Annotated in this window: 12 protein-coding genes and 1 pseudogene; 10 read left to right on the top strand and 3 right to left on the bottom strand. The window is 46.7% G+C overall.

What is annotated here, in order from left to right:
- Window positions 1-178: 178 nt before the first annotated feature.
- Both MKY14_RS26050 and MKY14_RS26045 read left to right on the top strand, forming a co-directional pair.
- On the top strand, window positions 179-652 hold the full coding sequence (locus MKY14_RS26050) for an Hsp20/alpha crystallin family protein (RefSeq protein WP_076126998.1): 474 nt from the start codon (window positions 179-181) through the stop codon (window positions 650-652).
- Window positions 653-827: 175 nt separating this feature from the next.
- Window positions 828-1826, top strand: coding sequence for a DnaJ C-terminal domain-containing protein (locus tag MKY14_RS26045; RefSeq protein ID WP_175617381.1), 999 nt, complete (start codon window positions 828-830; stop codon window positions 1824-1826).
- A gap of 111 nt (window positions 1827-1937) precedes the next feature.
- Here the strand turns inward: MKY14_RS26045 and MKY14_RS26040 are convergent, their stop codons facing one another.
- The gene (locus tag MKY14_RS26040) at window positions 1938-2474 is read right to left on the bottom strand and encodes a hypothetical protein (protein ID WP_340977680.1); all 537 of its coding nucleotides are present in this window, start codon (window positions 2472-2474) and stop codon (window positions 1938-1940) included.
- Between the two features lie 332 nt (window positions 2475-2806).
- On the opposite strand from MKY14_RS26040, the gene clpB reads away from it, so the two are divergent.
- Window positions 2807-5461, top strand: a complete 2655-nt coding sequence (gene clpB / locus MKY14_RS26035; RefSeq protein WP_076306808.1) for an ATP-dependent chaperone ClpB — start codon at window positions 2807-2809, stop codon at window positions 5459-5461.
- Between the two features lie 57 nt (window positions 5462-5518).
- On the opposite strand, the gene MKY14_RS26030 is transcribed toward clpB, so the two are convergent.
- The gene (locus tag MKY14_RS26030; protein ID WP_340977678.1) at window positions 5519-7096 is read right to left on the bottom strand and encodes a glycosyltransferase family 2 protein; all 1578 of its coding nucleotides are present in this window, start codon (window positions 7094-7096) and stop codon (window positions 5519-5521) included.
- Window positions 7097-7531: 435 nt separating this feature from the next.
- Here MKY14_RS26030 and MKY14_RS26025 point away from each other — a divergent pair.
- From MKY14_RS26025 to MKY14_RS25995, 7 genes and pseudogenes are all read left to right on the top strand, one after another.
- Window positions 7532-7645: pseudogene (locus MKY14_RS26025) on the top strand (peptidylprolyl isomerase); the annotation flags it as partial.
- A gap of 82 nt (window positions 7646-7727) precedes the next feature.
- A complete protein-coding gene (locus MKY14_RS26020) occupies window positions 7728-9344 on the top strand; it encodes an ABC transporter substrate-binding protein (protein ID WP_076282388.1) in 1617 nt (538 codons plus the stop codon).
- A gap of 69 nt (window positions 9345-9413) precedes the next feature.
- A complete protein-coding gene (locus tag MKY14_RS26015) occupies window positions 9414-10364 on the top strand; it encodes an ABC transporter permease (RefSeq protein ID WP_076127007.1) in 951 nt (316 codons plus the stop codon).
- Window positions 10365-10368: 4 nt separating this feature from the next.
- Complete coding sequence (locus MKY14_RS26010) at window positions 10369-11214, top strand: ABC transporter permease (RefSeq protein ID WP_036687295.1); 846 nt, start codon at window positions 10369-10371, stop codon at window positions 11212-11214.
- A gap of 15 nt (window positions 11215-11229) precedes the next feature.
- Window positions 11230-12249 (top strand): ABC transporter ATP-binding protein, encoded by a 1020-nt coding sequence (locus MKY14_RS26005; protein ID WP_076127008.1) that lies wholly within the window; start codon window positions 11230-11232, stop codon window positions 12247-12249.
- Window positions 12242-13159 carry an ABC transporter ATP-binding protein gene (locus tag MKY14_RS26000; protein WP_280753353.1) on the top strand — a complete coding sequence of 306 codons (918 nt, stop codon included), beginning with the start codon at window positions 12242-12244 and terminating at the stop codon, window positions 13157-13159. Before MKY14_RS26005 ends, MKY14_RS26000 begins: the two co-directional genes overlap by 8 nt.
- Before the next feature lie 33 nt (window positions 13160-13192).
- Entirely contained in the window at window positions 13193-13642 is a 450-nt protein-coding gene (locus MKY14_RS25995; RefSeq protein ID WP_339189166.1) for a hypothetical protein, read from the top strand.
- A 93-nt stretch (window positions 13643-13735) separates the two neighbouring features.
- On the opposite strand, the gene MKY14_RS25990 is transcribed toward MKY14_RS25995, so the two are convergent.
- On the bottom strand, window positions 13736-14605 hold the full coding sequence (locus MKY14_RS25990; RefSeq protein WP_340977677.1) for a metallophosphoesterase family protein: 870 nt from the start codon (window positions 14603-14605) through the stop codon (window positions 13736-13738).
- Between the last annotated feature and the right edge of the window lie 42 nt (window positions 14606-14647).

Below are 14647 nucleotides of genomic sequence, written 5' to 3'. Positions count from 1 at the left end.
AACAAAGGTCAAAATTGGTCAAATAAATAAAAAAAACTAATTTTCTTGTGTGAATTCAGTTAATTCGCCTGAATTTGAGCGATAATCGGCTTAAATCGGTTTTGTTATTCCTCAGTTAGGGGACTATAATAAGGTCATAGGTCAAATAAAGTCAAAGTCAATGAGAGGAGAATGGATAATGTTTGATATGGTTCCTTTTGGTAAACGTAGAGATGATGCTTTTGGTATGCTGGCTAAGTCTTTGAATGATGTTTTTAATGATGATTTTTTTGCACCGATTAAGAGCTCCACGATGTCCTTCAGAACAGATATTCGTGAGAGTGAGCAGGCTTACCTGATTGAAGCTGAACTTCCTGGTTTGAAAAAAGAAGAAATCGACATTGATTATGCCAGTCCTTATTTGACGATTAAAGCGGTACGTAAGGAAGAAAATGCCGAGGAGAACAAGGAACATCAGATTGTACGCAGAGAACGCCGATATGGTGAATATGTGCGCAGATTCTATGTTCAAGATATTGCCGAGGAAGAAATTCGCGCGTCTTTGAAAGATGGAGTGCTGAAGCTGGAAGTTCCCAAACGGCAAAAAATGCAAGGTAAACGCATCGAGATTCAAGACGGAGATTCTAATTCTACGGGTTCGCAGTCTGAATAAGCATAAATTAAGCGGAATGAACTTCCGCTCAGTCTTTTAGAGATGGCAGCGGGCTTTTAATATAGTGTTATGAATAGAAGGCGCATTGTAGTGGAGGATTCCGGCTATGGTGCGTCTTTTCTCGGAGTGCAATGGTGGTCAATATGAGAATAGGGATGGAAAGGAGGAAGCGCGAGTGGCTAGTAAAAGCTATTATGATGCTTTGGGTGTGAGCAAAAAAGCTACTAAACAGGAAATTAAAAAGGCTTATCAGAAGCTTGCCAAGAAGTGGCATCCCGATGTTAACAAAGCCCCTGAGGCAGAGGCGAAATTCAAAGAAGCAGCTGAAGCCTATGAAGTGCTTGGTAATGAGGATAAACGGAAACTCTATGATGAAGAGCTGCTTTATGGAGCTCAACGTGGCAGAGCTAGTGGAGGGGCGGCGAGTGGAGCCTCCTCTTGGGATTCAAACTTTGGTGGAAGTGGGAGCTGGAACGGTGGAACTTATTCAACAGGAGGTTCTGGTATTTCGGAGGAAGATTTATTCGGGATGTTTTTTGGAAATCGGGGCTCGGCGGATCGGGCTGGCTTTGATTTTTTCTCGGGAAGTGGAACGGGGCGTGCGAATGGCAATCCGTGGGGCGAGGCCCGCAGTACCATGCAGGCGCAGCTGGATATTACCTTGGAGCAGGCTTATAAAGGCGCTACTGTAAGAGTACAGGTCAGTGACAAAACGGTGGATGTGAACATTCCGCCTAGATCCTATGAGGGTACAATTATTAAAACCGCGGGAAACACTCCGGGTGGCGACGTGTTGCTGGCACTTCATATTCTTCCTCATGATATTTATGAGATTCGCGATGGCGACTTATATGGCATGGTTGAAATCGCTCCTTGGCAAGCGGTATTGGGTGGAGAAGTGAAGGTTCCATTACCGGGGGGCGGCGCCGTGAAATTGAAGATTCCAGCAGGAATTCAGAGCGGCAAAACGCTACGTATCCCCGGCAAGGGCTTAAAACGTGAGAATGGTGCGAACGGCGATATTTTATTTGGAATTGAGATTGTTATCCCTGAACCTATCAGCGAAGCGGAGAAAAATCTCTACCGAAAGCTGGCAGACTCCAGCCCTTTCGAAGCCAGAGCTAAACGTCAAAGCACTGGCACCCAGCGGCAGAAGGCGAAAGTGGGTAATTAATAGATAGGTAGAAGAGGTAGAGGTGAGGTGATTTCACTCGTTTGTGATCAACTCTGGTTGGTGAATAAGGTGATTTGAATGCTAGTTGCAGAACAGTAACTTATTTAGCCACTAACTATAAATGAACGTTTCGCTCAAACGGTGAAAGTCGGAACTATGGTGGGAAAAGAGTGCCAAAAGTGCTTTCGAAAGTGCCTTCGAGAGTGCCAAACTGGGATCGATGGTCGAAAAGAAAGGCAAAAGTGCCTTAGAAAGCGCTGAATGGGGCTCGTTGGGCGAAAAGAAAGGCAAAAGTGCCTTCGAAAGTGCCGAAATAGGCTCGATGTGCGAAAAAAGAAGCAAAAGTGCCTTAGAAAGCGCCGAATGGGGCTCGTTGGGCGAAAAGAAAGGCAAAAATACCTTAGAAAGCGCTGAATGAGGCTCGATGTGCGAAAAGAGAAGCAAAAGTGCCTTAGAAAGTGCCGGATGGAGATCGTTGGTCGAAAAGAGAAGCAAAAGTGCCTTAGAAAGCGCTGAATGGAGATCGTTGGTCGAAAAGAGAAGCAAAAGTGCCTTAGAAAGCGCTGAATGAGGCTCGATGTGCGTAAAGAGAAGCAAAAGTGCCTTAGAAAGCGCTGAATTAAGCTCGATGTGCGAAAAGAGAAGCAAAAGTGTCTTCGAAAGTGCCGAATGGGGCTCGTAGGTCGAAAAGAACGGTAAAAATCCCGCAGAATGAGTGCAAACCAGCTAGTTACTCGAAAAGAGGGCAAAAATCCCGTAGAATGAGCGCAAACCAGCTAGTTACTCGAAAAGAACGGTAAAAATCCCGTAGAATGAGCGCAAACCAGTTAGTTACTCGAAAAGAACGGTAAAAATCCCGCAGAATGAGTGCAAACCAACTAGTTACTCGAAATAAGCGGGATAAATCCCACTAAATTAACCTATCCCCGGCCCAAAAGGCCGATTTAATATAATCACTCTTAAATAGAAAGGTGAGAGCTATGGATTTCAATAAATTAACTCAAAAGCTGCAGGAAGCAGTAGCTGCGGCGCAGTCGCTGGCATCAGACAGCGGTCATCAGGAGATCGATAATCTCCATCTGTTAAAAGCGTTGCTTCAGCAGCAAGAAGGATTGCTGCCAAGATTGCTGCAAAAGATGAATATCCCTGTGGCTGAGCTGATGCGCAGCACAGATGAACTGCTTCAACGCAAGCCGAGCATCAGCGGGTCAGGAGCAAGCACGGTACGGCGTTACGCCTCGCAATCGCTGATTCATCTGCTGGAGCAGGCGGAGAAGGAAGCGGCGAAGATGCAGGATGAGTTTGTTTCTGTGGAGCATGCGGTGCTGGCCATGGTGTCGGATTCGAGCGGGGAGAATCGTGAGCTAAGGGATCTTTTTGTCCGCCGTGGGCTGACCCGTGAGAAGCTGATGTCGGTGCTTGCTGAGATTCGTGGACATCAGCGGGTAACCAGCCGGGAGCCAGAAGCTACTTATGAGGTGCTGGAGAAATACGGCCGTGATCTTGTAGCAGAGGTTCGCGCGGGCAAGATTGATCCAGTCATTGGTCGTGATGGCGAGATCCGCCGGGTAATCCGGATTTTGTCCCGTAAAACGAAAAATAACCCTGTGCTGATCGGTGAACCAGGTGTAGGGAAAACAGCCATTGTGGAAGGCTTGGCCCACCGGATCGTGCGCAAAGACGTGCCAGAGGGGCTGAAGGATAAGACGATTTTTTCACTGGATATGAGTTCACTTGTGGCAGGCGCCAAGTTCCGTGGTGAATTCGAAGAACGCCTGCAGGCGGTATTGAGGGAGGTTCGCGAAAGTAACGGCCGCATTATTCTTTTTATTGATGAGCTGCATACGATTGTGGGCGCAGGTAAAACCGAAGGCTCGATGGATGCGGGCAATATGCTGAAGCCGATGTTGGCCCGGGGTGAGCTGCACTGTATCGGTGCCACAACGCTCGATGAATATCGCAAATATATAGAGAAGGACCCTGCGCTGGAGCGCCGTTTCCAACAGGTGCTCGTGAGCGAACCCGATGTAGAGGATACGATCTCCATTTTGCGTGGTCTGAAGGAGCGGTTTGAAGTCCACCACGGGGTCAAAATCCATGACAGCGCCCTAGTAGCCGCAGGGGTATTGTCCAATCGTTATATTACGGATCGATTTTTACCGGATAAGGCGATTGACCTAGTGGACGAGGCTTGCGCCATGATCCGCACAGAGATAGACTCCATGCCGGGTGAGATGGATGAAGTGACCCGCCGCCTGATGCAGATGGAGATTGAAGAAGCAGCGCTTAAAAAAGAAACCGATGACGCCAGCAAACGCCGTCTCGAAATATTGCAGCGCGAGCTCGCTGACCTGAAGGAGAAGCAGCTAGGAATGACGGCGCGCTGGGAGAAAGAGAAGTCGGCCATCCAAGGGATTCGCGACCTCAAAAAACGGCTGGAGCAAGCACGTAAGGATCTGGTCGATGCACAGGAGGAATATGATCTTAATAAGTCAGCCGAACTGAGCTACGGCATTATTCCTGATCTGGAGCGTCAGCTGAAAACAGCGGAAGAAGCGGCACAGCAAGACCAGGATACAAGATTGCTACGTGAGGCTGTTACTGAAGAGGAAATTGCAGATATTGTCTCCCGCTGGACCGGCGTTCCGGTTAGCCGACTGGTAGAAGGTGAGCGGGATAAGCTCCTGCGTCTGGAGGATACGCTGCATGAACGGGTAGTGGGCCAAGACGAAGCTGTCAGCTTGGTGGCCGATGCAGTGCTTCGGGCAAGAGCGGGAATCAAAGATCCGAATCGCCCGATTGGCTCATTCCTGTTCCTTGGCCCGACGGGTGTAGGGAAGACTGAGCTCGCTAAGTCGCTTGCGGTATCTCTTTTTGACCGCGAAGATGGGATGATCCGTATAGATATGTCGGAGTATATGGAAAAGCATAGTGTCTCCCGTCTCGTCGGCGCACCTCCAGGATATGTTGGATATGAGGAAGGCGGGCAGCTCACGGAAGCTGTGCGGCGTCGGCCTTATACTGTAGTGCTGCTCGATGAAGTGGAGAAGGCGCATCCCGATGTGTTTAACATTCTGTTGCAGCTGCTTGATGATGGACGGCTGACTGATTCACAGGGCCGAATGGTTGACTTCAAGAATACAATCATCATTATGACTTCCAATATCGGTTCACCTCATCTGATTCAAGGCACCGATGAAAACGGTCAGCTCACGGAAGCTGCCAAGGATAGAGTGATGAAGGAACTGAGTGGTCATTTCCGTCCAGAGTTCCTGAATCGGGTGGATGACATTGTAATGTTCAAGCCGCTGACACTGGGTGAGATCGAGAAAATTGTGGACAAACTGGTGGATGGATTGCGTCTACGTCTGGCAGAACGGGAGATCGGGCTGGCATTAACTGAATCGGCGGTGCGTTTTATCGCTAAGGAAGGTTTTGATCCTGTGTATGGGGCAAGACCGTTGAAAAGATTTATCCAGCGCAGCTTGGAGACACGTGTGGCGCGTGCGATTATTGCTGGTGAAGCCGCAGAGGGATCAGTTATTCAGGTGGATGAATCCGGCAACGAGCTGACAGTAACCATTCTGAAGCCAGAAGTCGATGGACCAGAGAGTTCTGAATTGAGTTCTGAATAAAAAAAGGGCGTTCACAAAACCCTAATGGTTTTGTGAACGCCCTTTTTATTGTAAGCCTCATTCCACCCAAGGGATTAGATGAGGCTGTTCATCCAAGATGGACATGTACTGCTCTTTCCAGCCGTATTTGCCGTCGGGGTCGAGGAGCATATAACGCAGATATTTTTCCAGCCGGAACTCGGCTTTGGACCAACCGAGATGCTTGAGCCGCAGGTTGCTTAGCTGATGAGACAGCTCGAAGATATTTTCCGGGAACCGCCCACAGTGCTGTGGGGATTCATTCCATACATAGTTGAAGTCTTCTTTATAGCGAAGCAAAAAAGGGCGGTAGTTCAGATGAGAGCGCCAGTAGGTATCCTCCCTGTAATGGTTCGCGTTCCATAAATCGTAAAGGCGGAAGCAGAACAGATCGACCCCATCTGCATACAGCAAGGAATCTATATTTTCTGCAAAGCTGGCTTCAAAGATCTCATCCGCGTCCAGACTCAGAATCCACTCGGGATTTGTCTTTAGGACTTCCTCCCACTGCTGTTTTCGCAGCTCAATTTCATTGCTGAACTTGGATTCGGTATTATGCACGAGATGAACGGGAATGCCTTCAAGTGCTTCCAGACAGACAGCTGCCGTATTGTCGGTGCTGCCGTCATCAATAATGACAGCCTCATCGATATATTTGCGGTGTTCCTCCAGAACCTGTCGCAGGAAGCGCCCGCTTTCATTTTTTACAACCATGGTAAGGGTTAGCTTGGGACGCTTTTTTGTTATAGGAGCAGCTGCAACCTCATTGGAATTTTCCTCGATGGGTGTGGGTGCCGATTCAGCTTTTACCCCTGTTGTTTCTCTGATGAAATCTTCAACCTTGTTCAAATCACTATCTCTGTACAAATGAAGGGCAGGATAATGGGTGTCAACAAATAGCGGAATGCCAAGGGCCGCGGCACGAATGCAGAAATGGCGATCCTCGCCCCAGTATGATATGTTCCGGATCTGATTGTAGCTCACCCCGGCTTTTATCGCATGCTGGCTAATCAATGTACAAGCGCCGAGACCCCCCACTTCATAGATTCCAGGATTGCGGAGTTTGGCTATGAATTCATGAAATCTGCGGTTGATCTCCTCGGGTTGCAGTTTTTCGCCGGGAAGTATCTCCCACTGATTATATTCGTCATGCATCCAGACCTGCGGCTGAAACATGGTATCTGGCTGCCACTGTGTCCAAAATACCTCTGAAATAATATCTTTGTTCGTCCCTATTAGATGACTTAGCGTATCGGGGTGGAGGATGAGGTCTGAGTCGATCAGGAACAGGTAGTCGTAGTTCAGGGTTTGCGCTCGGTTTATCATGAGGTTTTTGAAGTTGGCGACTTTCCAGACTAAATCAGAATTCCAATAGTGAGTCGTATCATTGCGAATGTACGCATCGTTAAAGCCGGAGCTTTGAATAAAAATATGCTCGCCCTTGCTTTTAAATTCCTGGAGCAGCCGGCTGGATTCCTCATCATCATTGTCATCAATCAGATGGAAATCCAGTTCGATTTGCTCGATATTCAAGCGCAGCAGGGAATTCAGAAATTCCCGTAATACATTGGGCTTTTGATGGATCGGGCTGCCGATTAATACGCGTGTCTTATTCATTGCGGCCTCCTTGGGGGACTCTCCCTTTCTTCCGAGAGGTATAGGTATGTTCTCAATATATTTACAGTGAGAGAGTAATAATCCTTATTTCGCAAAGTTCTTATAGTAAATGAGAAATGAGAGTTGGATAAATTGAACTTTTTAGATATATTAATTTTGATGAATCTGCTGTACAATTACCGGATAATTAGATAAGAATGCAGCCAGATGAGCACAGGAATGAGACTATGGATAAATCACCACTAAAAGTTCAGTAGTTAATCAATCTGTTACTGGCCATGAATCCTCGTGCGGATGTGTTCTGGGATGATGGAAAGGGTGAATACCGACCTCTGCTGAATGAGGATGCTGAGGAAATTGATTGCACCGGAAGAGAAAGCGAAGACTGAAGCTCATATTGGTGGCTGAACAGAGTTTGATTATTGCGACCCTTGGCATACTGTATTCGGAAGAGTCATTTCAGGTATGGACCCTGTGGATACTTTAAGGCGTGGGGATGTCATGAAAAAGGTCGAAACTATCAGTTCCCTCAATATTACATTAATGTGAAATGCTATCCATTGTAATTCCTAGTATCCCGATATACAATATAAAAACAAACAAAGACAATATAGACACGGGGGAGAAACTTATGCGTAGAGGATTATCTGGAGTTATTACTTTGGTTTTGTTAACATTTTTGATTAGCGCGTGCTCCGGGGGAAATAACGCCGCTTCCACAAATACAAATCAGACGCCTACGGCTACTGAAGGATCGACAGCAAGCACTGAACCAAAAGATGGCGGCAACTTAATTATTGGGGTCGCTGCAGATCCTGTCATTCTAAATCCGAACTATGCAGGTGATCGTGTCAGTCTGACGATTGACCAAGCGCTCTACGCGCCATTGTTCCAAGTGAATAACGGAGAGAAGACCTTCTACTTGGCAGACAGCCTGACACTTTCCGAAGATAACCTGACTTATACATTGAAACTGAAAAGTGGACTAACTTGGCATGACGGAGAAAAGCTTACAGCTGACGATGTCGTGTTCACGATTGATAGCATCCTCGATGAGAAGCAAAACAGCATGCTGAGAGCGAACTTATTCATCGGTGATAAACCCGTTAAGGCAGTTAAGGTGGATGATCTGACTGTAGAGTTCAAGCTTCCGCAGGTCAGCCCAGCTTTTGAAGCTACACTAGTGCAAGTGTTTCCGATTCCAAAGCATATTTTCGAGAATGAGACGGATCTAGAGAAAAGCACCAAGAATGCTGCTCCGGTTGGATCTGGCCCATTTAAATTTAAAGAATACAAAGCAGGCGAATATGTTACACTCGAGAGATTTGATAACTACTTTGGCGGCAAACCACATCTTGATTCTATAACGTACCGGATTGCTAAAGATACGAATGCTGCGAATCTCGCACTTCAGAATGGTGAGATCAACATTAAGTATCTAGATCCACAGGATGTTGGAACGATTGAGGCTTCGAACAATTTCGAAATCCTGCCTTATAGTGAAGGCCGATTGTCCTACCTGTTGTTCAATGCAAACAGTGATAGAGGTGCTCTTGCTAAAAAAGAAGTTCGTCAAGCCTTGTCTTTAGCCCTAAATCGTGATGAAATCATTCAGGCTGCTTATACTTCTAACGAGTATGCAGACCCGGCGAAGTCCTTTTTGACTCCGGATGCATTGTTCTATACTAATGACGTACCTTCTTTTGATAATGATGTAGAAAAAGCCAAAGAGCTTCTGCAATCGGCAGGGGTTAGCGATCTGAAATTGAGATTGATTGTATCGAGCGGTAATAAAGCTCAGGAAGCCATTTCACTATACGTGCAGCAAAAGCTAAAGGCCATTGGCGCTGAAGTTGAACTGCAAAATATGGATGCCTCGGCATATGGCCAGAAGTTCAGTGATATGAATTCAACAGATTTTGAACTTGCGATTGCAGGTTATATTATGGGTTACGATCCTGATGCTTACAGAATTTTGTATACTTCTACTGCAGACTCTAACTACTCGCATTATAATAATGCTGAAGTCGATAAGTTGTTCAATGATGGTGCAGGAGAAGCAGATGCAACTAAACGTGGTGAGATCTATAAGAAGATCCAAGAGATCATTGCTGACGATGCACCGATTTATCCAATTGCTAATACTAAGACTATTGTAGCTGTCTCCAAGAACTACGGCGGTCTAGAAGAAGCAGTCTTGAAGCCTGTCGTTATTTTTGAAGATTTATCGAAAATCTACCTTAAATAAGAACGGGAAAAAATAAGCTGGTCAATCCAGCTTATTTTTTTACCGATATAGAACTGGGAGAATATACGTATGAGACAACTTATCGTCCGAAGATTACTGCAAACCCTGCCGATGCTGTTTTTTGTCTCGGTTGTGTGCTTTGCGATGATTAAGCTGGCTCCGGGGGATCCGGTACTATCCTTCGTTACGCCGAATATGCACGCGGATGATATTGAGCGCATCCGGCATAACCTTGGGCTGGATAAGCCAGCCTACATTCAATATTTTATATGGATCAAAGAAGTACTGCAGGGCAATTTCGGTTATTCCCTTGTGAATCATCAGCCTGTATTGGAGCAAATTCTAGAACGTTTACCTGCAACAGCAGGTTTGATGGGCAGTGCAATCGGCTTAGCCGTTCTGTTGGCGATCCCGATGGGTCTGCTTGCTGGAGCTAACCGGAACCGCTGGGTGGATAAAGTAATTAATTTTTTATCCTATATCGGAATTTCAGTGCCTTTATTTTGGCTGGCCATCTTACTTATGTACTTATTCGCAATTAAGCTGCACCTGCTGCCTATTATGGGGATGCGAACCATTGGTGTGGAATCAGCGGTTGATGTATTGAAGCATGGTATTTTGCCTTGCGCCGTATTGGCGTTTGGATTTCTGGCCGGTTACGTACGATACATCCGCTCTAGTACGATTGGACAGCTAAAAGAAGAATATGTGCAGATTCAATATGCTTTTGGATCCAGCAAGACAACGATTCTGTTCCGTCACGTGCTTAAGCATGTACTGTTGCCAGTAATTACATTGCTCGGAATGTCGATGGGTGATCTGGTGGCGGGTGCAATTGTAACGGAGACGGTATTTTCATGGCCGGGTATTGGCTCTTTAGGGATGACTGCGGTTAAAGGGATGGATTATCCCGTAATTATGGGAATAACTTTGTTCTCTTCTTTAATGCTGATCATCGGCAATCTGGTCGCGGATATTCTATATAGCTTCGTGGACCCACGAATTAAATTAACGAGGTGACCTCATGAATCGCAGTAAATGGAAAAGTGTTGGAGATGAGCTATTTACGAATAAATTGGGTGTCGCAGCCCTCATTACTTTAATCGTCTTCACACTAGGCTCTATATTTGCTTTTTTATCCGGACATGATCCGAATGCAATGGATGTTTTGGCACGTTTGAAAGCACCCGGGGCGGATCATTGGTTTGGTACGGATGATTACGGCCGGGATTATTTTGCCCGAGCTTTGTATGGTGGCCGGGTATCTTTGCTAGTTGGTTTTGCTTCAATGATCATTGCCACGGGTATAGGTGTGACGGTGGGCGTAATCAGTGGATATTTTGGCGGATGGATTGATAATCTATTGATGCGGATGCTTGATGTAGTGATGTCCATTCCATCTTTCCTTGTGCTGCTGCTGCTCAGCGTATTTTTGAAGCCGAGTGTAGGAAACATCATTTTAATCATTGCTCTATTAATGTGGATGAACATTGCCCGTGTGATTCGTGCGGAGACGATGACGATTAAAGAACGGGAATATGTACTATATGCAAAAGCTTCCGGCCAGAGCAACTTTGGAATTATCTGGCGTCATATTCTTCCGGGGCTAGTACCTGTTGTGATTGTAGGTGCGACGAATAATATCGCTTCCGCGATTATGATGGAGTCGTCCCTAAGCTTCCTTGGGTTCGGGGTACAACCTCCGAATGCCACTTGGGGCAGTATGCTTAACAATGCGCAGGGATATATCGCTCAGGCACCTTATTTGGCATTGTTCCCGGGGTTATTGATACTATTAACGGTTCTGAGCTTTAATGTTCTGGGCGATATTTTGCGGGTTGGCTTTGAACCGAAGCTGATCCGAAGATAGGAGTGTGAAGACATCATGACGGAACGGCTATTGTCTGTTGAGAATTTGAAGGTTTCCTTCCAAACTCGGGATGGAGAGAATCAGGCAGTTCGTGGCGTTAGCTTTCATATAGATGCTGGAGAAACGGTAGGGATTGTTGGTGAATCCGGAAGCGGGAAAAGTGTAACTGCGAAGGCGATTATGTCGTTGATTACACCTCCGGGTAAAATTATCGCTGGAAATATTAATTTTCGTGGTGACAATTTATCTAACCTTTCGGAAAAAGAGTGGAGAAAACTGCGCGGTAACCGTATAGCGATGGTGTTTCAGGACCCCATGACTTCTCTTAATCCTGTGAAAAAAATCGGCCAGCAGCTTACGGAGGTCATCCGGCGGCATCGCGGCTTAAATAAGGAAGCAGCGTTTAAAGAGGCAGCAAGTATCCTGCGGCAGGTGGGCATTAATAATCCTGAGCAGCGGCTGCAGCAGTATCCGCATGAATTCAGCGGCGGGATGCGGCAGCGGGTCATGATCGCTATGGCTCTTTCCTGCCAGCCAGAGCTATTGATTGCGGATGAGCCGACAACTGCGCTTGATGTAACAATACAGGCCCAAATTCTTGATCTTTTTAAAGAGCTAAAAAATAATACCAGTACAGCTATAGCGCTGATCACTCATGATTTGGGTGTGGTGGCTCAGGTATGTACACGGGTTATCGTAATGTATGGTGGACTAGTGATGGAGGAAGGTACGGTGGAGGATATTTTTTATCGCCCACAGCATCCTTACACGAAAGGTCTGCTTCGCTCGATTCCGAAACGTGACGGCAAATCGCGTGAACGTCTAATTCCAATCGAAGGCACACCTCCGGATTTGTTGAATCCTCCTTCTGGCTGTCCCTTTATGGAACGTTGCCCTAATGCTTTTGCCCGTTGCAGCGAACGTCCTCCGGTAATCGAATTATCGCCCGGTCACCGTTCGATGTGCTGGTTAGCAGATGGTGTGCAGGAGACTCCAGCTGTAGCTGGCGTTGAAGGGAGCGGTTCGGTTGAGTGACAATAAGATTCTAGTGGACGTAAATAATCTCAAAAAACATTTCTCCAAAGGCAAGGATATGTGGGGACGCGATACATCGGTGCTTAAGGCAGTAGATGGCGTAAGCTTTCAGATACGACAGGGAGAGACCTTTGGGCTGGTTGGAGAGTCGGGAAGCGGTAAGTCCACGGTTGGACGCTGCTTGCTGCGCTTATATGACTACACAGACGGTGAAGTGTCTTTTGACGGGCAGCCGCTGAGCAAGCTTGGAGAGAAGCAGCTAAAACCTTTTCGCAGACGCATTCAGTCGATCTTCCAAGATCCCTATTCATCACTTAATCCAAGCTTAAGTGTGCTTGATCTGATCAGTGAGCCGATGAAAATCCACGGTATCCACGAAGGTGAAGAACGCAAAGAAGCTGTTGCGGCATTGCTGGAAAAGGTAGGTTTAAAAAGAGAACATCTCTACCGCTTCCCGCATGAATTCAGCGGTGGCCAACGCCAGCGGATTTCGATTGCCAGAGCATTGTCCGTAAGACCTGAATTTGTTGTGTGTGATGAACCGATCTCAGCGCTGGACGTGTCTGTCCAGGCTCAGGTAGTGAACATGCTGGAGGATTTGCAGTCCGAATTCGGCTTGACCTATCTCTTTGTCGCACATGATCTGTCGATGGTACGGCATATTTCTGACCGGATCGGCGTGATGTATGGCGGTCGTCTAGTGGAGGTAGCCGAAAGTGATGAGCTGTACGAGAATCCTATTCATCCTTATACAAAGGCGCTGCTGTCTTCCATCTTGGAGACGGATCCCCGGCGGGCCAATCAGAGAATTATTTTAGACGGATATTCGCAAGAGTATGGCAGAGCTGAGACTTCCACACTACAGGAAGTAAGTCCGGGCCATTATGTTGCTTATGATTTTACGGTATGATTAGACTCTATATATAGATTGGGAGGGATCAGAATGTCAGAGAACTTAAACCGGGTAAAGTTATCCCAGTGGGATGCGTTATTGGTGGAATCACTCCGCTCCTTGGGGTGGTCTGATGAGGATATTCTTCGTAAAGTGGCAGAGGGCGATTTGCCCGTTGACGAGAGCGAATACCAATTTGATTATAAGCAGCTGACCACATTGCAGTCAGAGCAGCCGGAGTTGTTCGGGCAAGCGGTGAAGACAGGCTATCAGATTAAATACAACACGATTCGTGGGATTCGCAGCTGGATATGGGTAGCTCTGGGCAAAGAAGCGGCTCTGGAGCTTGAGGAAGGTAAGGAAGCCGCTGAGGTGGCTTTAACCTTGGCCGAGAAGGAACGTTTGGCTTCTGTGTTATCCTTCGGTTGGCAGATCGAGAGCGATACGAAGGCAGCGTTTGGAGATACAGCTGTCTACCGGATTGCACCGATTGGACGTTAAGCTGAATAGCTACAGTAAAAAACGATTGTTGCGGGGAAGGACTCCCTGTGCACAATCGTTTTTTTGTTATATTTCTCGCTTAAATGCTTATCTTTAATATACGCTTACCGCTGGGTAAAATACCTCATAGTGTGCAGCCTCAATCCAGCTTCCTGTCTTAAAATCTCTGCCCCGGACAAGCACATTATCGCTATACACTTCTACATAGAAGCCTTGGCTGCCCTCTTTATGTTTATCTTCATTAGTCCAAAGATAGGCGACAGAAGCAGCATTAAACATCGTTGCGATCTCTCCATCGCCAGGGAACATAGTGTTGTCTACCTCCAGCTCCCAATGGGTATGTCCAGTGAATAACAAGGTCTGAGGGTATCTCGACAGGATTTCTTTTAATTCCGTATCTTGTGTGACACCATACCAATCCTGCGATTCCAGCGATCCGGCTACGGTGTCTTTAAGCGGTTGATGCAGGAAGAGAAAGATAGGCTGATCTGGTGAAGCTTGTTCTCCAAGCTTATGCTCCAGCCAATCAAGCTGTTCAGAAGAAAGATCACAGAATTTGGGCAATCCTTGTTCTGTCCCTAGCATAATAAAATGATAGCCATTGACCCAGTGATCATGATAGGGTCCGGACATTCCGGTCTGTGACGTATACATTCCTAAACGTGATTCCCAATTTCCGAGGCCCACATCATGATTGCCTAAGGTAAAGGTAATCCCGGGCAGTTCGGTTTTGTATTGTTTGAGGATACGAAGCATTTCTTCGTATTCAGCAGGGAAGCCGTGGTCTGTGACATCACCGATATGCATAATCCCGCTGCTGCCTTCCCCATGCGCTGCTATATCACGGAGAGCCAGCTCGAAGTTAAGATTGTACTCATGATTGCGGTCAGCAGTGACATGGGTATCCGTAATGATCTGAAAGGTGATAACTGGTTTATCTTCAGGTGATGTGTTCGTACTCATGTTTGGGCATCCTCCTTCATCTATGAACCTATCCAATACTGT

Origin of the sequence: Paenibacillus sp. FSL R5-0887 (assembly GCF_038002305.1) — a bacterium.
In the GTDB taxonomy this organism is placed as follows: domain Bacteria; phylum Bacillota; class Bacilli; order Paenibacillales; family Paenibacillaceae; genus Paenibacillus_AQ; species Paenibacillus_AQ odorifer.
This window is presented reverse-complemented; position numbering and strand designations above follow the sequence as displayed.

Excerpts from the sequence above, each read along its gene's own strand:
- MKY14_RS26050 (WP_076126998.1), top strand. The coding sequence starts at position 179 with ATGTTTGATATGGTTCCTTTTGGTAAACGTAGAGATGATGCTTTTGGT.
- clpB (WP_076306808.1), top strand. The coding sequence starts at position 2,807 with ATGGATTTCAATAAATTAACTCAAAAGCTGCAGGAAGCAGTAGCTGCG.
- MKY14_RS26030 (WP_340977678.1), bottom strand. The coding sequence starts at position 7,096 with ATGAATAAGACACGCGTATTAATCGGCAGCCCGATCCATCAAAAGCCC.
- MKY14_RS26020 (WP_076282388.1), top strand. The coding sequence starts at position 7,728 with ATGCGTAGAGGATTATCTGGAGTTATTACTTTGGTTTTGTTAACATTT.
- MKY14_RS26015 (WP_076127007.1), top strand. The coding sequence starts at position 9,414 with ATGAGACAACTTATCGTCCGAAGATTACTGCAAACCCTGCCGATGCTG.
- MKY14_RS26010 (WP_036687295.1), top strand. The coding sequence starts at position 10,369 with ATGAATCGCAGTAAATGGAAAAGTGTTGGAGATGAGCTATTTACGAAT.
- MKY14_RS26005 (WP_076127008.1), top strand. The coding sequence starts at position 11,230 with ATGACGGAACGGCTATTGTCTGTTGAGAATTTGAAGGTTTCCTTCCAA.
- MKY14_RS25995 (WP_339189166.1), top strand. The coding sequence starts at position 13,193 with ATGTCAGAGAACTTAAACCGGGTAAAGTTATCCCAGTGGGATGCGTTA.
- MKY14_RS25990 (WP_340977677.1), bottom strand. The coding sequence starts at position 14,605 with ATGAGTACGAACACATCACCTGAAGATAAACCAGTTATCACCTTTCAG.